This window comes from Streptococcus rupicaprae, from assembly GCF_040545225.1.
GTDB lineage: Bacteria > Bacillota > Bacilli > Lactobacillales > Streptococcaceae > Streptococcus > Streptococcus rupicaprae.
Genome location: NZ_JBEPLO010000010.1, coordinates 25,682 through 47,228, shown reverse-complemented (window position 1 = coordinate 47,228; position 21,547 = coordinate 25,682). Strand labels below are relative to the sequence as shown.

Genomic DNA, 21,547 nt, shown 5'->3' with positions numbered 1-21,547 from the left:
TATCACCGGTTCTTTTTTGGCTCAGTGCGACATGCAAAAAGATAGCTTGCGCATGGTTATTCTAGCACCGATCAGATATCAGCTTAAATTATCTCATTTTGATTTTTATTCAGTATAACGATTGGATTTAAGTCCTATCTCGCCTGACAATGGTTTCAGTATACCATAAAAAAAGAACTGAGACAAAACATCTCAGCTACTCTTTTAGTCCATTTCAAAGATATCACGAGTATAGACCTTATTGCGGACATCAGCCAAATCAGCATGCCAACGATTGGCTAAAATCAAGTCAGATTGGTCCTTGAAAGCTTGTAAGTCATTGACAACTTCGATATCCTTGTGACTATCGTCTAAGGATAGTTGAGGCTCAAAAACGAGCACCTCTTTTCCAGCAACAAGCAGCTGATCCATAATATCAAAGACGGCAGATTCACGGCTGTTGTCGGAAGATTGCTTCATGGATAAACGGTAGATCCCGATAGTCTGGACGCCTTGTTCCAGTATTCTTTCTGCAATAAACCGTTTTCGACTGTCGTTACTGGTAACAATCGCACCAATCAAATCACCAGGAATGCCTTCAAAATTGGAACGAAGTTGCTTGCTGTCTTTGGGCAGGCAATAGCCTCCATAACCAAAGGACGGATTGTTGTAGAAACGACCAATCCGCTCATCCAAGCCAACAGCCTTGATGATACGGCTGCTGTCCAGACCGTGCATCTCACTGAAAGTATCCAGTTCATTGAAAAAGGCAATCCGCATAGCCAGATAGGTATTGGAAAAGAGTTTAACACTTTCAGCTTCAGTTGGAGACATGGTCAAAACAGGAACATGTTTGTTTTCCACGACGCTTAGATAGAGGTCTTCTACTACTTTTAGCTGTTCACTGACACTGCCAAATACGATACGAGAAGGATACAAGTTGTCTTTAAGCGCCTGCCCTTCCCTGAGAAATTCGGGTGAAAAGATGAGATTAGGATAGTGAAACCGTTCAATAGCTGATTGTGTATAGCCAATTGGTAAGGTAGATTTGATAACAATCGGAACAGAAATCTCAAGAGTGTTGATAATGTCTTGCAATACCCTATCAAGAATACTGGTATCAAAATGATTTTCAGTCTCATCGTAATTGGTTGGCAGACAAAGAAAAATACTGTCATACTGCTTAAAGTCAATAGCATGAGCCATTTCAGCTTTTAAGTTAGCAGGTTTGACGGCTAAGGCTGTGGTAATATCCTGTTCTGATAAGGGAGAAAGGCCTTGACGTATCTTTTGAATGCGTTGGCTATCGATATCAGCAATAGTGACTTCAAATCCCTGATTTCTAACAAAGAGCAGGGCATGTGCTAAACCGACATAACCTGCTCCCATAATTAAAATGCGCTTCATGCCGCATCCTCCTTATGAATCGTTTTTTGTCTTGTCCCCCAGCGCACATCGCGGATGGTTAATAAGGCATAAATGCGAATTGGTTGCAGTAAAAAGATATGTAAGAGCCCATAAAATGGCGCTAATAAAAACAAGAATGGGTGCTTCAAAGCATAGTGAATATTGCGTGCGAGTGCTGATAAAACCACCCCTAGTAGAACCAGCCCCAAATAGACTGGGTTAAACACTTTGAAATTATTGAAAATGAGATTAAAGAAAGCGTAGCTTAGCAAAATAAAGAGGGTTAACTCAATGCAAGACCAAACAACAACCATGGGCCGAATGGTACCTAGTTTAATAGCTTCCAGAGTTTCTCTAAAGAAGGACTTATTCCAACGAATTTGCTGTTTGATGAAGGTTTTCAAGTTATGAGGAGCGTCTGTATCGCAACGGGCAGTGGATTGATAGACTGTTCTTCCCAGACGGTTGGCATAGTTGGTCAAACAGCGGTCATCCCCAATATTTACCTTGACACCAAGGAAACTTTGGTTGAGGTATTTTTCCAAATTTGGAATAATCACTTCTCTTCGGTAAATACTTAGAGGCCCCGAACAAGTCAAGATATTTCCTGTCACTGATTGGGCGGCTCGCTCAACTCGAAAAGCATTGTCATAGCGAATATCAATCAGTTGGGTCAAAAAGTTATAATCTCTATTACGTGCATTGATATGGCCTGTTGCTGCATAAATCTGAGGATCATTGAAGGTTTTTAGCAATTCCTCTAATGCATTGGGATAGATATATGAATCGGAATCAATGGTAAAAAAGACATCTGCATCAGACTGTCTAAAAGCCCAGGCTTGGGCATGGCGTTTGCCGGCATTTTTATCTAAGCGATGGACAATGACATTTTGACAGGTATCGGGGTGATTAGCCACATAAGCCGAAACCTTCTCATACCCAGATAAGTCAGGACTACCGTCATCGACAATGTAAATTTTATCAATCGAATAGGTTTGAGCCAGAATACTTTCCAAGGTCTCTATCAAACCATCCCCATCCTCGTTATAAGATGGAATGACAGTTGCTACCTTGTACTGTTTTGGAGCGCCTTTAAAAGGCTTGTAAATAAAAGACAAGCCCATTTTGGTTAGGAGATACACCATCAAAATAATACCATATAGACCTAAAGCTCTATCTGCTTCTAACCAAGCCAAACCTAAAAACAAGCCCAAAAACAATAAAAGTGTTAGAAATTTTTTAACCATCTATAACCACCTATCCCTGTTAAATTTCTGTGCTAATTATCCTCTCCCTACCAGGTTTTGTCAACTATTTTGATTTATAATAAGATTGAAGAAGTCAATTTTATCAAATCGTTAAAAAATCTCCTAATTAGAGTCACTGAGGAATTCGGCCACCTTCTTATCCAACTTGCCGTCATCAATCTCTTCTAAAAACAATTATCGTTTTGTTTTTATCCTTGTCGCTAACTGTGGATTTTACATCTATGACTAATACCTCCAAAAACAAGATTTTCTCAATCAAACACTGAAAGCTAACTTTCACCCATTACTAAAACATCAAACGACTGTTTATCAGATTTATGATAAGGGTCTAGAATACCGAACTTTCCTTAGCAGTTTTTCCTATCTACTTAGCTATTTTTTCTAAAATATGCTAAAATGAAGAAAATAGTTTCTTTATTTAGAAAGGATTTCCATGTCTGCAACACAAGACCTGCAAAAAATCATCGTCCTTGACTACGGTAGTCAATACAACCAGTTGATTACTCGCCGCATCCGGGAGTTCGGTGTCTTCTCTGAACTTCTCAGCCACAAGATTTCAGCTGATAAAGTTCGTGAAATCAACCCGATTGGCATCATCCTATCTGGTGGGCCTAACTCCGTTTACGAGAAGGATAGTTTCTCTATTGACCCAGAGATTTTCGAGTTGGGCATTCCGATTTTAGGTATCTGCTACGGCATGCAGCTGATTACCCAGACCCTCGGAGGTAAGGTTGTTCCTGCCGGTCAGGCTGGTAATCGTGAGTATGGCCAAGCCCCATTGACCCACGATAAGACTTCTGCCCTCTTTGGAGAGACACCTGAGGAGCAGCTGGTTCTGATGAGCCACGGCGATGCGGTGACTGAAATTCCAGAAGGCTTTGTGCGCACAGCAGTGTCTGCTGATTGCCCTTATGCGGCTATCGAAGATGCAGATCGTCAGATTTATGGCATTCAGTTCCACCCAGAGGTTCGCCATTCCGTTTACGGCAATGACCTTCTTAAAAACTTTGCAGTTAACATCTGTGGAGCTCGCCAAGACTGGTCTATGGACAACTATATCGACATGGCGATTGAAAAAATCCGCATGACTGTCGGCGACAAGAAGGTTCTTCTTGGTCTATCTGGTGGTGTGGATTCGTCCGTGGTTGGCGTCCTGCTCCAGCGGGCCATTGGCGACCAGTTGACCTGTATTTTTGTGGACCATGGATTGCTCAGAAAAGGCGAGGCAGACCAGGTCATGGAAATGCTGGGTGGGAAGTTTGGTCTCAACATTATCAAGGCTGACGCAGCTAAACGCTTCCTCGACAAACTGGCAGGCATTTCCGACCCAGAACAAAAACGCAAGATCATCGGTAATGAATTTGTCTATGTCTTCGACGACGAGGCCAGCAAACTCAAAGACGTTAAATTCCTGGCACAAGGGACCCTCTACACCGACATCATCGAGTCTGGAACAGAGACTGCCCAGACCATCAAGAGCCACCACAACGTGGGCGGCCTGCCAGAGGACATGCAGTTTGAGTTGATTGAGCCGCTCAACACCCTCTTCAAGGACGAGGTACGCGCTCTTGGTACGGCTCTGGGCATGCCAGATGAGATTGTCTGGCGCCAGCCCTTCCCAGGACCAGGCCTAGCCATCCGTGTCATGGGGGAAATCACCGAAGAAAAACTGGCAACGGTGCGTGAATCAGATGCCATCCTCCGTGAGGAAATCGCCAAGGCTGGTCTTGACCGCGACATCTGGCAATACTTTACAGTCAATACAGGCGTTCGCTCGGTCGGCGTTATGGGAGATGGTCGGACCTACGACTACACCATTGCCATCCGTGCCATCACCTCCATTGACGGCATGACCGCTGACTTCGCCCAAATCCCGTGGGAGGTCCTGCAAAAAATCTCCGTCCGTATCGTCAACGAAGTCGATCACGTCAACCGCATCGTCTACGACATCACCAGCAAACCACCAGCGACCGTGGAGTGGGAGTGATACACAGCGATTCACCGTGCTTGGCACAAGAGAGCTGATGTTGAACCCCTGCGACAAAGTAAGACGGCAGTCGAGAAGGTGCCCTGGGGCATAGCTGTCCAAGAACGAGGAAGGCTACTACGAAGTGATTGGAAACAGTGAACCGCTAGAATAGAGATATTTAATCAAAAACCGCTCAAACCCAGTGTTTCAGCGGTTTTAATCTGTAAACTGTACCCATTCACTACCACCCTTTAATTTGGCAGGATATTTTCTCCTAAAAATGCTGTTTTTTAGGAGAAACTTAAAGCCATTAGGTAAACATGACCTCTTTTATCGGAACAGTCGTGTATAGAAAGTAGAGCGTCCCTTGCCATGCTGTTGGACATAGCCTTCTTGTACCAAGTTCCTCAAGGCATTTTCTATCGTGGCACGACTGACATCTGGAACCAGCTCCAAGAGATCTTTCTTAGTAAATTTTCCAAGCTTGCTATCCACCGCTCGTCTAACGCGTTCAAGTGTTGGTTGTTTGTCAGCGACGACATCTAACCGTTCCTCAAAATCACGATAGGCAGACAGGATAATCCCTAAGAGATACTTGACAAAATAAGATACCTCATGTGTATTGTCATGCCAATCATTTCCTGCTTTATCCAAGGCCCCATAATAGGCCAATTTATTCTTTTCAATCTTACTTTCCAGACTGATATACTTCCCGACTAGGTAACCCTGACGATAAAGGAGCAAGGTCGTCAAGAGACGGCTCATGCGCCCATTTCCATCATTAAAGGGGTGGATACACAAGAAATCATGAATGAAGATTGGAATAAGCAACAGACTATCCACCTGACCATCATCTAGGGCTTGATCCAATCCTTGGCAAATAGCTACAATAGCTGGCTCTGTCTCATAAGGAGGTAAGGGTTTGAATTTTTCCACACGACTACCATCGGCTCGACGCTCTACAATGGCATTCTGGGTATTCTTGAATCGCCCTCCAATCTGCTTGCTAGAGTATTTGTACAAATCTCGATGAAGTTGCAAGATAAAGGCGGGGCTTACCGGAATATGGTCAAAACTCTCATGAATGGTTTCTAGAACATCACGGTAGCCAAGAATTTCTTCTTCATCACGGTTACGTGGCGTCGTCTTATCCGCCATCAATTCTTTGAGTCGGCTGGTCGTTATGACAATGCCTTCTATCTTGTTGGAATCCTCGATACTTTGGATTTTGGCCAATTCAACCAAGCGATCCAGAGTCTGGGGTTGACGTTTAAGATAGAGCTCTTGACGCCCCTTGTATTCGTGAATCTGCGTCAGCAAGGATATCACTTCAGCATCCCACTTCAATTCTTCTAGCTGTTTATAATCAAATTTTCTCATATTGTTTTCTTTTTTCTCCTAATTTTATCCTATTTTTAGGAGAAAAACAAGCTGGTTAGGAGAATAGGATTAGATACTAGTCCAAAAACTTATCCAGTTCTGAAAAATATAATCATTTCACGTCCAAAAGGAGGAGGGACGAAGGAGCTAATACTCAAAGAAAAGCAATCTAACCTAGGAAACGAAGCTGATGATAGAGCTGGCGTTCATCGAAGCGAGTTGACAATGGCTAGGTTTTGATTTTCAAAGAGTAGGAGACTTCAGTTAAGATGCCAACCTAAGCATAGCTGTTTCAAAGCAGGAAATTCATTTACTATGTTTTTAGCCTCTTGACAAATAATTTCAGCCTCTCATATTTTTTTATAGAATTCTACAAAAATTGCGAGAAGTTATTTATAGACCAAAAAAGCAATCTGAGCTGGAAGACACTTGATTGCTTTTTCAACTATTTCAGAAGGTCACATCACTGTTATTCTACAGTCACGGATTTAGCCAGGTTACGCGGTTTGTCTACATCGAGGCCACGTTGGAGCGAAGCATAGTAGGCAACCAACTGAGTTGGAATGACCATGGCAATGGTTGATAGGTAAGGATGCACTGCGGTCACGAGTAGGTCATCGTCTTCTCTAGCCACACCTTCTTCTGCGATGGTCATGACGCTGGCGCCACGAGACACCACTTCAGAGATATTCCCACGGGTATGGGCTGCGACAGCAGGATTATTTGACAAGAGGGCAATCACTGGTGTGCCATCCTCGATCAGGGAAATGGTACCGTGCTTCAATTCACCGGCAGCAAAGCCTTCACACTGGATATAGGAAATCTCTTTCAGTTTCAAGCTGGCTTCCATGGCAACATAGTAGTCATTGCCACGGCCAATATAAAAGGCATTGCGACTGGTTGCCAGCAAGTTTTCTACCTTGCTTGCGACTAACTCTTTCTCAGACAAGGTCGCTTCGATCGATTGGGCCACCAAAGACAACTCTCGAACCACATCGAACTCAAGCGCTTCTTTTTGACCATTGGCACGTCCGACTGCCGTCGCTAAAAGCGCCAAGGCGGCAATCTGAGCGGTGTAAGCCTTGGTTGAAGCTACCGCAATCTCTGGTCCAGCATGCAAGAGTAGGGTATGATCAGCCTCACGGGACAGGGTTGAACCTGGTACGTTAGTAACGGTCAGACTTGGAATCCCCAACTGATTCGCTTTTACCAAAACTTGGCGACTGTCAGCAGTCTCGCCAGATTGGCTGATGAAGATAAAGAGGGGCTTTTGGCTCAAGATTGGCGTATGGTAACCCCATTCTGAAGCGATTCCCAATTCTACAGGCGTCTGGGTCAATTCCTCCAAGAAGGACTTGGCCGCAAAGCCAGCATGGTAGGACGTTCCAGCGGCAATGATGTAAAGGCGGTCAGCTTCTTGAACAGCCTTTACAATAGCCTCATCGATCAGCAAATTCCCCTTTTCATCGGTGTACTTCTGGATCAGCTTGCGCATCACTGTCGGCTGCTCATCGATTTCCTTGAGCATGTAGTAAGGATAGGTCCCTTTTCCAATATCAGACAGATCAAGCTCTGCCGTATAACTATCGCGCTCAATCGGATTACCGTCAAAATCTGTCACCGTCACGCTATCCTTGGTCACGACAACCAATTCCTTGTCGTGAATCTCCATGAATTGATTGGTTTCACGAATCATGGCCATGGCATCTGAACAAACCATGTTATAACCATCTCCAAGACCAATCAGGAGTGGCGATTTGTTTTTGGCGACGTAAATCGTCTCAGGATCTACTTTATCCATCAAAGCAAAAGCATAAGATCCTTCGATGATAGACAGGGCTTTTTTAAAGGCTGACAGGGTGTCTAAGCCTTCTTCGGCAAATTTTCCAACCAAGTGAACAGCAATTTCGGTATCTGTTTGTCCTAGGAAAGTATCTCCAGCCAAATAGGTCTCCTTGATTGCTTGATAGTTTTCAATCACACCATTATGAACCAAGGTGAACTGCTTATTTTCTGACTGATGCGGGTGGGCATTGACTTCACTTGGTTTACCATGAGTCGCCCAGCGGGTATGGCCAATACCCGCTGTCCCATGAATATCAATTCCAAGCTTATCACGCAGACTAGCAATCCGTCCTACAGACTTAATCACTCGAGAATCCTGCTCACTAGATGTCACGTAGATACCAGCGGAATCATAACCGCGGTACTCCAACTTTTCCAAACCTTGCATTAAAATATCTGTTGCATTACGGTTTCCAACAACACCAACAATTCCACACATTTGCTTACTTCTTTCTAAAATTGGTATAGGTCATTATAAAGACAAAATCACTAAAATTAAGTATATATAAGTTTTTGAGCTTTGTCAACCACAAAATTGGTATAGTTCAATCTCATGAAATTAAAAGGAGCAGGCATTGACCCACTCCGCCAACTAGATAGAGCGCTTAAGCGCATAGTACTCAACCTTGATGCAACGATTCATGACAATATCCTCTCGTCCAGCTTGGCGCAGAATAGCTTCTGCATCCTGACTTTCCAGTCCCAGCTGGGCCCAGAAGACCTTGGCATCCGTTTGGACAAAGGCTTCTGCTACTTCAGGGAGAAATTCACTCCGGCGGAAGACATTGACAATATCGATAGGAACAGGGACTTCCGTCAGGTCTGCATAGACTACTTCGCCTAAGATTTCCTGGCCTGCAGCCATAGGATTGACAGGGATAATCCGGTAACCCGCCTCTTGCATCACTTGACTCACCTGATAGGCAACCGTCTCTGTTCTGGGGGACAAGCCAACTACTGCGATGGTCTTTGCTTGTCGTAAGTAGTCAAAAATTTTTTCCTGTGAAGGATTCTGAAACTGATAGGTCATAGGGGTCTCCTTTATGGTTTTTTAGCTAATTGAGCTAAGACATGCTTTAACTCACCAATCGGCTCTTTGAGTTGATCCAAACCGCCAAGTTCTTCTATGTTAGCAGGAAAAATTAAGGAAGCCATCAGCAGGGAGTCATCAAAATTACCAGTGTTTTCCAAACGGTAAAAGAGTAGGCCAGACGCATTGCTATCCCCTTCATCATGACTATAAACTACCTGCCATTCCTGACCATCGATGTCTATAACTGATTTATGTACGACAGGATTATTTTCTTCAATCCAAGCATCTACTTCCTCTAGGCTAGCTACTTCACCCCCATCCAAAGGAGATGAGGTATAAGCATTTTCTACCGAAAGTGGCACAGCCACTTGCACCTGTTCAAGGGTTAATAAATAAGCAATCTGACGATCTTCAACAGCTTTACCGGGAAAAAGTTCCCAATGATCAGGTACCTGATAAAGACGATAAGCAATTTGTTCTTTACCATCAATGCTGGTTTTTATAACACCATTATTGGCAGAGGCCAACTGATAATCAGTAACTTTCGTTGAATCAACTTTTACTAAGGGAACAGAAATCAATTGTTCAAAAGCAGCCTTAGTCAAGGCATTCGATTTAGTTTCTTCCGACGGGGTAGACTGAGACTCTGAAGCGCTTTTAGCCGCCTTTTCTTCTTGCATACTGGATGATTCTTTCTCCGACTGCTTAGCACAAGCAGTTAGTAACAGGATACCACATAAACTTAGATAGAAATATTTTTTCATAAGATTTTTCCTTTAGTTACTCTTCAACGACACGGAAGAACTCGGTCACCACCAGACCGTCTTCTACAAATTTCAATCCAACAGTGGGCAGATGTCGTTGCCAAAAATCACCGAAAATTCTCTGCCAGTCAGCAATGCTTCTATCTCCTTCGCCATTGCACCAGGCAGTTTCCTCTGAAATGGCATTGAAGGGCTCAATCACCACTTTGACTGTTTCCAACAAGACTTCCTGAGTAGGATGATCAGGATTGTCCACCATAATGGACCGGTCACCAAACTGGTCCAGCTCATCGTCAGAAGAATGCTCTGCATACCAAGAACTGGTCGCTGTCTTGATGCCTCGAACTGTCAAGTCATATAAGTCTGCGTATTCAGCAGGGTGCCCCCAGACTTCCAAATCTGGGTATTTTTTCTGCAAATCGCCATATTTAGCCATAGGATTTTCTCCTTATTTATTTTCCTTGAATAGCCTACATAGCCTCATACCAATTGGCACTACTCTATCCCTTTTCTTTTACAGCTAGTATAGGCTCTCCACGCTCCATCACAAGAATGGTCACAGGATAACGTTTATAGAAGTGTTTTAGCCAAAGCGTTCTTCCGAGTTTATACACTCCTACAAATACCAGCCAAGCACTGACAAACAAAGTAACAAATAGGATTTTCTCGATGCTTTTATGTCCACCTGAGAGGTTCATCAACATATTTTCTAGTGGAGAACCTAGGTAGCGATTGTCCGCCGTGAAGAGTTTGTGAATCATCACAGAAATAGCAACCATTAAAAAGGTGAAATAGATGGTCCTGTAACCAACTTTATAGAGATTATAAATAATTTGGTATTTTCGTGATTGTTGCTGACGATTTTGTTTGTATTCTTCTGTACTCTTGGTAAAGGCTGGCAAGTATATACCGCCCTTTGTTCCTCTGATATAGTTCATTCGCGGCAAGGGATGATAACCCAACCGATACCACAGCCAATATAAACCTAAGCGAATAGCAAAATAAAGATAGGGCGACACAAAAGGAAGAAGTGGGTGCCATTCACCAAGTGGAATGATACTGAAAAAACAAAGGATAGCATTGAGGCCATTGCAAAGGTTGAAAAGTAAGGTTGCTTTACGATCTTCCATATATACCCCTACTTGGCCTCATACCAGTTATCTCCACTACTGCTATCGGCGACCAGCGGCACAGAGAGTTCGATGGCTGACTGCATGGTGTCTGCGACCAGCTGGCTAACAGCATCCAGCTCTGCCTTTGGCACTTCAAGGACGATTTCGTCATGGACCTGCAGGAGCATGCGAGCCTGGTAGCCACCCTCCGTCAGAGCCTTATCCAGGTTAATCATGGCCACCTTGAGAATGTCAGCGGCCGATCCTTGAATGGGCGAGTTGATGGCCGTCCGTTCGGCGAAACTGCGCACATTGAAGTTGCGAGAATGAATATCTGGCAGCTCACGGCGGCGGTTAAAGAGGGTTTCCACATAGCCCTGCTCCTTGGCCTGGGCAATCATGGTGTCCATGTAGGCCTTGATACCAGGGAAGCGCTCAAAGTAGGTGTCGATGTAGTCCTTGGCGGCCGCACGGGTGATGCCCAGGTTGTTGGCCAGACCGAAGTCGGAAATGCCATAGACCACTCCAAAGTTAACCGCCTTGGCATTGCGGCGGTCGTTGGCCGTCACCTCTTCTGGCTTGTCGATGCCAAAGACCCGCATAGCGGTCGCCGTGTGGATGTCCTCGCCACGCTTAAAGGCCTCAATCAGGTGCTCATCCTTAGAAATATGGGCTAGCACCCGCAGTTCAATCTGCGAATAATCCGAAGCCAGAAGAACGCTGTCTGGCAGGCTAGGCAGGAAGGCCTTGCGAATCAGCCTGCCCTGCTCCAGACGGACAGGGATATTTTGCAGGTTGGGGTCGGTCGAGGACAAGCGACCTGTCTGGGTCAAGTCCTGCACATAACGGGTATGTATTTTCCCGTCTGCAAGGATATAGTCCTGCAAGCCGATGACATAGGTTGACTGGAGCTTGGTGATTTGACGGTAGTCCAAAATCTTGGCCACGATTGGGGCTTCTGGGGCCAGCTTCTCCAGCACGTCAACGGCCGTCGAGTAGCCCGTCTTGGTCTTCTTGGTCGCCCAGGTCGGCAGGCCCAGGGTCTCAAAGAGCAAGGTCCCCAACTGCTTGGGCGAGTTGATGTTGAACTCCTGACCCGCCAAGTCGTAGATCTCCTGGGTCAACTGGTCGATGACTTGCTGGTTGTCCGCCTGCATGGCCTCCAAAACCTCACGCTCCACGCGGATGCCGGCAATTTCCATCTTGGCTAGCACGTCCGCCAGCGGCAGCTCCATGTCCTCAAAGAGGGCCGTCTGCCCCTGCTGAGCCAGCTTGTCCCGCAGGACGCTTTCTGTCGCCACGAGGACGTGGATTTTTTTGGCCAAATGGCTGAGCAGGACATCACGTTCAGGCAAGCCACGCTTGACCCCCTTGCCATAAATTTCCGTATCATCCGCCAGAGGGAAGTCGCTGTACAGTTTAGCAATGGTGGATATGTCATTGTTCTCAACGGTCGAGAGTAGGTAGCTGGCCAGGCGGCTGTCAAAGCTGGCTCTTGCCATATCTACACCCAGTCTAGCTAGAAGGACCTTGACCCGCTTGGCATCATAGGTCTTGACCGCCTGACCAAAGAAGCTGACAAATCGCTCATGAGTCAGAAGTTGAGTGTCGGTAGAGACATAAATCTGATGGTCATTTCCCCAGGCCAGGCCCACCATATCTGCCGTGTGGTAGTTGTCGTCCAAGATTTCAAGATGGACAAACATGTCCTCGCTGAAATGGTCGTCGGTCAGCTCGGTCACCTCGATGTAGCTGACCTCAACCACCTCACGGCCAGCCCCACCCAAGGCTGCCTTGAACTGGCGGAAGTCCATCTCATCGTAGAAACGGCTCAGGTGTTCCAAATCAGGCTGACCCAGTTTGATGTCATCCAAGCCAATCTCAATCGGAGAGCCAGTGTTGATGGTCGCCAGTGTTTGAGACAGGAAGGCCTGTTCACGGTCGTTAATCAGATTTTCCTTCATCTTGGAAGCCTTCATCTGGTCGATGTTGGCATAGATGCCTTCCAGGCTACCATATTCATGGAGCAACTTAAGACCTGTCTTCTCACCGATTTTGGTCACACCAGGGATATTGTCAGAAGCATCTCCCATCAGGGCTTTGAGGTCGATGAATTGAGTCGGGGTAATTCCCATCTTCTCCATGAGGTAGGCTGGTGTAAAGGCCTCAAACTCGGCCACCCCCTTTTTGGAGATTTCAACGACTGTATTCTCGTCGGTCAGCTGGATCAAGTCCTTATCCCCCGACACAATGGTCACCTGGAAAGGCTCACTTGTCCGCTCTGCCATTTTATCCAAGGTCCCGATAATATCGTCTGCCTCGTAGTCAGTCAGCTCGTAGTAGGCAATACCTCGGGCACGCAGAAGCTCCCGTATGTAGGGAAACTGCTCACGGAACTCGTCTGGGGTCTTGGCTCGACCAGCCTTGTAGTCGGCATACATGGCCGTCCGGAAAGTGGTCTTACCAGCGTCAAAGGCCACCAAGACATGGGTTGGCTGAACCCGTGCTAAGAGGTTATCCAGCATGAGGTGGAAACCGTAGATAGCATTGGTGTGGAGACCATTGGCATTCTTAAAGCGGTCAATCTGGTTATAAAGGGCAAAAAATGCCCGAAAGGCTACTGATGAGCCATCAATCAATAAAAGTTTTTGTGTCGTATTTTCCATAGTTCTATTATAGCACATCTCCTTATCTTTCTCGCCATCTGGGCTATCATGAGATGTTAGCAAGAAAAAACTGACAATCGCTCAATGAGAACTGTCAGTCTGCTGTCATTAAATTTCGTAGCCGATTAAGAGGCCGCCTTCTTCTGCATAGAAGGAACAAAGACCAGATGTTGGGAGAACCACGATTTCTGCTGCTGAAAATTGGGTATGGATCAAGTCAGAAAACTGCTCGACAAATTTATCATTATTACGGTGGCTGATGACCACTTTCCCACCCTTATAACCAGCCTTGGTCATTTCTTCGAAGGCTGCTGTCACAGACTTTTTATGGCCTCTAGCCTTTTGAAGCATCTCCAGAGTGCCTTCGTCACTGGCTTGACCGACCAAGCGAATATTAAGAAGTCCGATAACTGCTCCGATCACCTTGCTCAAACGACCGTTTTTGACTAAATTATCCACCTTAGCCAAGACAAAGAGCAACTTGGTCCGCTCTTGATAGGCTGTGATAGCCGCTACCACTTCTTCAAATGACAAGCCTTGAGCGATCAAGCGGTTCAATTCCAAAACCAAGAGATCCACTTCACCACCTGCGGACTTGGAGTCAATCAGGTGAACCTGTGCTTCTGGATGATCTTCCTTGTACATTTCTGCAGCGACACGAGCAGCGTTAAAGCTCCCTGAAAGGGTCCCTGTAACAGTAACCACAAAAATCTTATCCGCTCCTTGATAGGATTGCAAGTAAGCTTCTGTACTTGGACAGGCTGAGGATGCTGGCTTAGAAGAGGCATACATAACCTCCATCATTTCATCGATATCTAGATTCTCATCATCTACAAAAATCCGATCGTCCACCTGAATCGTCAAGGGAACGCGCTGATAGCTAGCATCTGGTGCTAGATTTTCTAAGGTTTTCAACTCGCTAGATGAGTCTGCAATAATTTTCCAAGACATAGGTTTACCTTTTTCTATTTTAGATGATTTTAGTTTGACATTTAGGGTCTTTATCATTAAAATTATATCATGTCCTCCGCATTTTGGACAGTAGAAACTACTTTTGATGTCACAAAAGAAAGGGAAGTGTCATGCCTGATCAAAAAATACCTCAAAAATCGACACAGCACCTCCAACCGTTTAACCAAGAGGCCAATCAGTTAACGCGCGAATCGCTTGAAACAGCTCTGCTATTTCTCTTAGAAAAAAAGGAACTTGCTAAGATTTCCGTGTCTGAATTGGTCCAAAAAGCCGGAGTCTCCCGCAACGCCTTTTACCGCAACTATCAGTCCAAGGAACAGCTGTTGGAAGAGATGTTTGAAAAGGTGATTCGCCGTATCTTTAAGGAAATGCGTTCCAGTTCTAAGAAGCAGGGTCAGGATAATTCCTGGTTGACCCTGTTTAAGGAAGCCAAAAAGGAAGCTAAGCTCTTTCAGATTGCCTTTCGCTATAATTTTGAAAAGCGCCTGAGTACCATGCTGTCTGATTTTTTAAGCGGCAGGGAAGAAACAGATAATGCCGGCGAAGAGAATAAGGAAACAGATTACACCAACTCCTTTTGGAGCTCTGCCATTGTCTCAACCCTAGCCAAATGGGTCTCAGATGGCATGAAGGTCTCCGAAGAAAAAATGGCAAACTTAGGCCTCCCCTTCTTTCATAGAAAAAAATAAAGAATTGGCCCTTTGTTATGAAGGGACCAATCCTTTTTTGTTTTTGGAAGAGCTAGTTCGTTCCTATTCAATCATCCCGCTCCTGAGGTAGGCATCCACCAAACGCTCAGTCGCATCGACCGAATCAACATGGGTCCGCTCGTAAGAGTGGCTGGACTCAATGCCAGCCCCCAAGAGGGCATGACGCACATCTGCGCCCGCTCGCATAGCTGCTGAAGCATCGCTTCCGTAGTAAGGGTAAATGTCTAATTTATAAGGGATGCCCTTGCTTTCACAGAGGGCAACCAAATGCTGGCGAAGCTCATAATGGTAAGGACCTGAACCGTCCTTAACGCAGATAGATACGGTGTACTCGTCTGTCTGCTGGTCATCACCCATAGCCCCCATGTCAACGGCCAGGTACTCGACCACCTTGGCATCAATATTGGAATTGCCGCCATAGCCGATTTCCTCATTATTGGAGAAATAAAAATGGGTCGTATAAGGCAGTTCAATGCCTTCTTCTTGATAGATTTTCAGCAGGTGGAGCATGATGGCTGCGCTGACCTTGTCGTCCAAGTGCCGACTCTTGATAAAGCCATTTTCAGTCACTAGAGTCCGAGGGTCAAAGGAGATGAAATCACCGACTTCGATTCCTAAGGCCCGCGTTTCTTCAGCACTTGTCACTCTTTCATCCAAACGGACTTCCATGTTTGCCTGGTTGCGTTCAGCTGTCCCGGCATCGCGGTAAACGTGAACACTGGTCTGATGCATGAGCATGGTGCCTGAAATGGTCTTGCCAGTCTTTGCCACATGGATGGTGCAATTTTCCCCCTCAATGGCATTGTAGACAAAGCCACCCACCAAGTCCATCTTGAGGCGACCATCTGGTTTGATTGCACGCACCATCGCCCCCAAGGTATCTAGGTGGGCTGTGATAAAGCGATGCTGGTTATCATTTTGCCCCTTGACAGTCACCAGGACACCGCCTTTAGGCGTCTTGATGGGAGCATAGCCCATGTTTTGGGTCTCAGTCACGACATAGTCCATGATTTCCTTGGTAAATCCTGTCGGTGATGGGGTTGTCGTCAGTTTTGTAATGTAGTCAATTGTGTTCATTGTACTCCTTTTTGAAAAATGCTGGTCATGTACCGTTTGACACCAGCCGATCCAGTCTGTCTCATAAGCCTCTTGCGGCAAAATGTGTGTCCATAAATCAGCAATGGTTGAGATCCCTTTTGCCTTGGTGGCCTCAGTGCAAAAGCGGTAAAAGTCCCAGTTCCAGTCTTCCTCTTCCAGAACAACTGGCAAATGGGTCAAACCCTCTTGATAGGCCACAAACAATCTTGAGTGACCATCCACCACAATCCATTCCCCATCCAACTGTTTGATTGAAATGGGGTCAAAATTGGTCAAATCCTGAGGGTCAAACCAGGCTCTAACCGCTTGAAGTTTAGTCTCAGACAGGTAAAATTGGCTGGGTTGCAAGTCTAGGATAGAAAACTTTTCCAGCATACTTCTACGGCAGGAAATTACCTGCTGAGAGGTAGAGCTTATACCATTCTTCACGAGTCAGGTCAACCTCACAGGCTGGAGCAATTTTTTTCAAGCGCTCTGGCTTCATAGACCCAATAATGGCCTGCATTTTAGCAGGATGACGCAAAATCCAAGCGATGGCAATCGCTTCTGGAGAAACCTCTTTTTCAGCTGCCATTTCCACCAAAGTCTCGTTCAAAGCCTCATAATCGGGATGATCAAAGAAGGTTCCCTTATCAAGACCGATTAAGAAGGGCGACCAGGTTTGAATCGTGATGTTTTTCAGGCGGCAATATTCCAGCACACTGCCGTCACGGTTCACACCGCCATCTGTCAACATATTGACCTGCAAGCCCGCATCGATCATCGGCGTGTGAGCAAGGCTCAGCTGCAACTGGTTAGCCAAGAGGGGTTCATCCAGGTAGTTTTGAAGAAGCTCAATTTGATAGGGGTTGACATTGCTAAGCCCAAAGTGTCGAACCTTGCCACTCGCTTTAAGTTCCCTGAAGGCTTCTGCGACTTCCTCTGGTTCAAACAGCGTGTCAGGGCGATGGAGTACCAAAACATCCAGATAGTCTGTTTGCAGGCGCTCCAAGATGCCATCCACTGATTGTAAGATGTAATCTTTCGAAAAATCAAAGAAGCCACGACGAATGCCACATTTGGACTGCAAGATAATCTCTTCACGCTTGATGCCTAGCTCCTTAATAGCCTGGCCAAAAATCCTTTCAGACTGGCCGCCGCCATAAATATCTGCATGGTCAAAGAAATTGATGCCCAAATCAAGGCTGGTCTGAATCACTTCTTTAGCAGCTTCCAAATCAAGGCCAGCCATCCGCATGCAGCCCAGAGATAAACGTGACACTTGAAGGTCAGATTGTCCAAGATTGACTGTTTCCATACTTGTCTCCTTTTTACGGTGGAATGGTTTTCTTTCATTTTAACATAAAAAAGGTCAAAAGACAGTTGTAAATCATGATTCGAAGAAATTTTTGTGAAAGCAAAAAAACATACTAAGATTAGTAGTGAAGAAATCTCCGACGGGAGAAAGTACTCACTACTTTTTCTTTATGTTAAAGAGGTGTCTTGTTAAGTCGCGGGACTTTTTGACGCTAGACATCGCAATAAAAACTGGCAAGACACCTGTTTTAGGGAGAATGTTATCAAAGTATGTGGGACGCAAGACGTCGTGTATTGAAAATGACATCACTGAAACAAGGAATCATTCAAGACAAAAGAGGTAACACGATGCGAGCAGTATTTGGAATTGATGTGAGTAAATCAAGTTCAGAAGTGGCCATTTTGGTCAATGGTGAGAAGGTTCACGGCTACACCATGCCCAACGATGCCATCGGTTTTACTAGGTTGCTTGGTGACTTGAAAACTGTCCATAACCCTGAGATTGTCTTCGAGGCGACAGGCGTCTACTCCCGCCGTCTTCAGGCTTTTCTTGAGGAAAATGGCTACGCTTATACACGGCTAAATCCTCTGGAAGCTAAGAAGCAACTGGACAGCTTGCGCGTCCGTAAAACAGATAAGATTGACGCTGAAAAACTGGCTAAATCTCAGTTTGTGCTGAATCGTAAACCAACCTATGTGCAGGAAGAAGTCTATCAAGACCTGCGTGATTTAAGCCGTTTCTATCAGAACTTGACTGAGGACATTGTTAGAACTAAGAATCGTCTGCACAAGGTCTTGCAGGTCACTTTCCCAGAGTCGGAATTATTTTCAAGAATTTTTTTGAAAAAATACATGCAGCTGGAAAATGGTTGCATGTATTTTCTTCATGCGGACAGTGTACAAGGTCTTCCCTTCCTCTTGAAATGGTAGCCCTGAGGGCGTATAATAGAGACAGTAAAGGAAGATTCTATGAAACAAAGTCAAACCTATTCAGAGATGGACGCCATCCTCAGAGCTGGCCGTATTTTGGTGGAATCTGGAGCAGAAATCTACCGTGTCGAAGAAACCATGAGCAAGATGGCAGGCTCCCTAGGTCTCCAGCAATTTGACTCCTATGTGGTCAATCGGGCCGTTGTCGCCTCCGCCTTAAATCCCAAAGGATTTTCAGAAGCACGGACCACAACAGTCCCTGAGACCAGCATCAATCTCGGAAAACTAGAGGCGGTTAATGCTCTTTCCCGACGTATGGTTGAGGCTGGCGACGCCTCCCTAGTAGAGGTAGACTGGGCCTTGCGAAAAATCGAAACCCAGCAAGATTATGGTTTCTGGCAGGTCGTCGCTGCCTATTTTGTGGGTGCAGGTGGCTTTTCCCTTGCTCTAGGAAGCACAGGCATGGACTCCCTCGCGTCCGCCCTGTCAGGTGGGTTCTTGGGAATATTGATCCAGCTGATTGCCCCCTACATTCAGACCAAGTTCTTGCTCAATATCTTCGGGGCCAGTTTAGTCTCCTTGTCGGCTAATTTGCTCTACTTTTGGGGTCTAGGTCAGCACTGTAGCTTGATTATCTTGGGGACCTTGATGGTCTTGATTCCAGGTGCCTTCTTTGTCAATGCCATCCGTGAATTTTCCCAGAACAATTATTTCACAGGACTGGCCCTGTCTATGTCAGCCCTTTTGACCTGCATTTCCATTTCGGTGGGAGTTGCTGTCACCATTGGCTTTCTGCCCTTTGCCGAGCAGATGACCAGCAGCTTTTCTCTGACAGAGCTAAGCCTATCTGGCTTAGTGGTCCAAACCTTGGCCGCTGGGATTGGTACCGTTGCTTTTGCCATCCTCTACCATACTCCTAAGCGCTATTGTCTGGATTTAGGCCTTCTCGGTGGGGCTACTTGGGGCCTCTACCGCATCCTCTGGCATAGCTTTCACATTGAAGCGCTAGCTATTTTCATCCCTGCCTTGATGGTAGTCCTCATGTCTCGCATTTTAGCAGTGAAAAGGCAGAGCCCTGCAACGATTTTTCTATCCACGAGCATGTTTCCCCTGATTCCTGGACTCAGTTTTTACCGGGCAGTCTACTTCTTCATCACGGGATCAGATGAGTTAGCCATAAATCATATCCGCAGTAGCTTTATTACCGCCTTCACCATTACCATCGCTATCGCTATCGTCCAACAGCTCCCGCTGAGACGTTGGATTACACGAACCATCAGAAAACAAGCCTAATACTTATCAAAAATAAAAGTCTGAAATAAGCAACTTTCTCGAAGATTTGTTTTTACTGATGTCTCAATTAAACAGATCTTTGCTTGATGCCCACTAGATTATTCAGATTTTGATTTTCTTTTAGGATAAACAGCTCCGCTTCTTTTTGGGAACGGAGCTTTTATCAGGATTTCAAACTTTATTCTGAAAATAAAGTCATTTTATGGTAAAATAGAAAGTATCTAATTTGAATAAATGGGCCCTGCCCGAAGAAGGAGATGACTATGTCACAAATTGACGCACGTTTACATAAATACGCCCAAGTAATCACCCAAGTGGGTGCTAACGTTCAACCAGGCCAACGGGTTTGGATCAACTGTACCACAGATGCCCTTCCCTTGATTCGCTTGATTGTCGAGGAAGCTTACAAACTCGGCGCTGCGGATGTTCATGTCAAAATGACCGATGACCGCATTGCCCGTCTGGGCGCTGAATACCAGCCAATTGACTACTTCTCAGAAGTCCCTCAATATGCGGTTGATGAACGTAATTTCTACTTGGACGACAATGTTGTCTTTATCCACATCGTGTCTTCTGCACCAGACCTCATGGCTGGCATTGATTCTGAGAAATTGAGCGCACGCGCAAAAGCAATTGGGGAAAGTTTCCAGTACTATCGCTCACGCACTATGACAGATAAAAACTCATGGACCATTGCTGCTTATCCTTCTCCAGGCTGGGCTAAGTTGGTCTTCCCAGACGAAGCTGATGAAGAAACGGCGGTTGCTAAATTATTGGATGCCATGCTGGAAGCAACTCGAATCAATGTCCCAGACCCTGTGACAGAATGGAAAGAGCACCGTGCGCGTCTAACCGAAAAAGCAAGCTATCTCAACCAGAAGCACTACAAGGCTCTTCACTACACAGCTGAAGGAACGGATTTGACCATTGGATTGCCAAAAACCCATCTCTGGGTAGCTGCTGGTGCACACAATGAAAAAGGCGCTGCCTTTATTCCAAACATGCCAACTGAAGAAGTCTTCACAGCGGCTGAGAAAACTGCCGTGAACGGCTATGTTTCCAACAAAAAACCACTCTCTTACAACGGAACAATTATTGATAACTTCAAACTCCACTTCAAGGACGGTGCTGTCGTTGATTTTGAATGTGAACAAGGGTACGATGTCTTGAAAGGCTTGATTGAGCACGATGAAGGCTCGCGTTACCTCGGTGAAGTTGCCCTCGTGCCACATGACTCTCCAATCTCCAACTCAGGCCTGCTCTTCTTCAATACGCTCTATGATGAAAATGCAGCCAATCACGTTGCCTTAGGTGCTGCTTACCCTACTAATATTGAAGGAGGAGGTGATATGACGGCTGAAGAAATTGCAGCTGCAGGCATCAACTACTCTACAGCCCACGTGGATTTCATGATTGGTTGTGCAGACATGTCTATTGATGGTATCCTCGAAGATGGTACCCGCGAACCCGTCTTCCGCAATGGTAATTGGGCCTTTTAAACTGCTAGCCAGTCAGTCCTGTTGGTAAAGCTATCATAAGCCCCCTAACAACACCTATTCCCGTCAGCTAAGCATTTGACTAGCCACTTCCAAGCTTTATAACCGAAAACTTGGGAGTGGCTAGTTTGGTTATCCTAGTAAAAATAGAAACAGGCTAGATGGCAGTTTGCACTGTCTCTCTAGTAGCCATCGTCACAATCATGTGTTGCATCGTTTGCCTACTTGTTATCTACTATGGAGATAACTGATTGAGCTTCAGCTCTTTTTAGATCAATTCGATTATATGTAAAACTGTTAATTGAGCTTAGAGCAACTACCACAGCAAG

The 21,547-nt window shown here is 45.6% G+C and carries 16 protein-coding genes and 1 pseudogene; 5 read left to right on the top strand and 12 right to left on the bottom strand.

Going from position 1 to position 21,547, the window contains the following annotated elements; translation table 11 throughout:
- Window positions 1-204: 204 nt before the first annotated feature.
- Together ABID29_RS05560 and ABID29_RS05555 are read right to left on the bottom strand one after the other, a co-directional pair.
- Window positions 205-1,386, bottom strand: a complete 1,182-nt coding sequence (locus ABID29_RS05560; protein ID WP_354364987.1) for a nucleotide sugar dehydrogenase — start codon at window positions 1,384-1,386, stop codon at window positions 205-207.
- Window positions 1,383-2,633 carry a glycosyltransferase gene (locus tag ABID29_RS05555; protein ID WP_354364986.1) on the bottom strand — a complete coding sequence of 417 codons (1,251 nt, stop codon included), beginning with the start codon at window positions 2,631-2,633 and terminating at the stop codon, window positions 1,383-1,385. The genes ABID29_RS05560 and ABID29_RS05555 overlap by 4 nt, the downstream gene beginning before the upstream one ends.
- Window positions 2,634-3,087: 454 nt before the next feature.
- Here ABID29_RS05555 and guaA point away from each other — a divergent pair, with 454 nt between their 5' ends.
- Complete coding sequence (guaA, locus tag ABID29_RS05550) at window positions 3,088-4,641, top strand: glutamine-hydrolyzing GMP synthase (protein WP_354364984.1); 1,554 nt, start codon at window positions 3,088-3,090, stop codon at window positions 4,639-4,641.
- A gap of 312 nt (window positions 4,642-4,953) precedes the next feature.
- Here the strand turns inward: guaA and ABID29_RS05545 are convergent, their stop codons facing one another.
- From ABID29_RS05545 to ABID29_RS05510, 8 genes are all read right to left on the bottom strand, one after another.
- Window positions 4,954-6,003 (bottom strand): Fic family protein, encoded by a 1,050-nt coding sequence (locus tag ABID29_RS05545; RefSeq protein ID WP_354364982.1) that lies wholly within the window; start codon window positions 6,001-6,003, stop codon window positions 4,954-4,956.
- 469 nt (window positions 6,004-6,472) lie between these two features.
- Window positions 6,473-8,287 (bottom strand): glutamine--fructose-6-phosphate transaminase (isomerizing), encoded by a 1,815-nt coding sequence (gene glmS, locus ABID29_RS05540; RefSeq protein WP_354364980.1) that lies wholly within the window; start codon window positions 8,285-8,287, stop codon window positions 6,473-6,475.
- A gap of 153 nt (window positions 8,288-8,440) precedes the next feature.
- On the bottom strand, window positions 8,441-8,878 hold the full coding sequence (locus ABID29_RS05535; RefSeq protein WP_354364979.1) for a CoA-binding protein: 438 nt from the start codon (window positions 8,876-8,878) through the stop codon (window positions 8,441-8,443).
- Window positions 8,879-8,889: 11 nt separating this feature from the next.
- On the bottom strand, window positions 8,890-9,645 hold the full coding sequence (locus tag ABID29_RS05530; protein ID WP_354364977.1) for a hypothetical protein: 756 nt from the start codon (window positions 9,643-9,645) through the stop codon (window positions 8,890-8,892).
- Between the two features lie 16 nt (window positions 9,646-9,661).
- Window positions 9,662-10,081 carry an ASCH domain-containing protein gene (locus tag ABID29_RS05525; protein ID WP_354364976.1) on the bottom strand — a complete coding sequence of 140 codons (420 nt, stop codon included), beginning with the start codon at window positions 10,079-10,081 and terminating at the stop codon, window positions 9,662-9,664.
- Window positions 10,082-10,145: 64 nt separating this feature from the next.
- Window positions 10,146-10,775 (bottom strand): hypothetical protein, encoded by a 630-nt coding sequence (locus ABID29_RS05520; protein ID WP_354364974.1) that lies wholly within the window; start codon window positions 10,773-10,775, stop codon window positions 10,146-10,148.
- Between the two features lie 8 nt (window positions 10,776-10,783).
- Window positions 10,784-13,423 (bottom strand): DNA polymerase I, encoded by a 2,640-nt coding sequence (polA, locus tag ABID29_RS05515; protein ID WP_354365047.1) that lies wholly within the window; start codon window positions 13,421-13,423, stop codon window positions 10,784-10,786.
- 108 nt (window positions 13,424-13,531) lie between these two features.
- The gene (locus tag ABID29_RS05510; RefSeq protein ID WP_354364973.1) at window positions 13,532-14,374 is read right to left on the bottom strand and encodes a DegV family protein; all 843 of its coding nucleotides are present in this window, start codon (window positions 14,372-14,374) and stop codon (window positions 13,532-13,534) included.
- A 131-nt stretch (window positions 14,375-14,505) separates the two neighbouring features.
- Between ABID29_RS05510 and ABID29_RS05505 the strand changes: the two genes are divergently transcribed.
- Window positions 14,506-15,084 carry a TetR/AcrR family transcriptional regulator gene (locus ABID29_RS05505; RefSeq protein WP_354364971.1) on the top strand — a complete coding sequence of 193 codons (579 nt, stop codon included), beginning with the start codon at window positions 14,506-14,508 and terminating at the stop codon, window positions 15,082-15,084.
- 63 nt (window positions 15,085-15,147) lie between these two features.
- Here ABID29_RS05505 and ABID29_RS05500 read toward each other — a convergent pair whose 3' ends face one another.
- A complete protein-coding gene (locus ABID29_RS05500; protein ID WP_354365045.1) occupies window positions 15,148-16,182 on the bottom strand; it encodes a M42 family metallopeptidase in 1,035 nt (344 codons plus the stop codon).
- A gap of 400 nt (window positions 16,183-16,582) precedes the next feature.
- Window positions 16,583-17,500: an aldo/keto reductase gene (locus ABID29_RS05495; protein ID WP_354364970.1), complete on the bottom strand. Its 918-nt coding sequence runs from the start codon at window positions 17,498-17,500 to the stop codon at window positions 16,583-16,585.
- 347 nt (window positions 17,501-17,847) lie between these two features.
- Between ABID29_RS05495 and ABID29_RS05490 the strand changes: the two are divergent.
- From ABID29_RS05490 to ABID29_RS05480, 3 genes and pseudogenes are all read left to right on the top strand, one after another.
- Window positions 17,848-18,321 (top strand): annotated as a pseudogene (locus ABID29_RS05490) (IS110 family transposase); the annotation flags it as partial.
- A 147-nt stretch (window positions 18,322-18,468) separates the two neighbouring features.
- On the top strand, window positions 18,469-19,722 hold the full coding sequence (locus tag ABID29_RS05485; RefSeq protein WP_354364969.1) for a threonine/serine exporter family protein: 1,254 nt from the start codon (window positions 18,469-18,471) through the stop codon (window positions 19,720-19,722).
- A 257-nt stretch (window positions 19,723-19,979) separates the two neighbouring features.
- Window positions 19,980-21,221 carry an aminopeptidase gene (locus ABID29_RS05480; RefSeq protein ID WP_354364968.1) on the top strand — a complete coding sequence of 414 codons (1,242 nt, stop codon included), beginning with the start codon at window positions 19,980-19,982 and terminating at the stop codon, window positions 21,219-21,221.
- The last annotated feature ends 326 nt before the right edge of the window (window positions 21,222-21,547 follow it).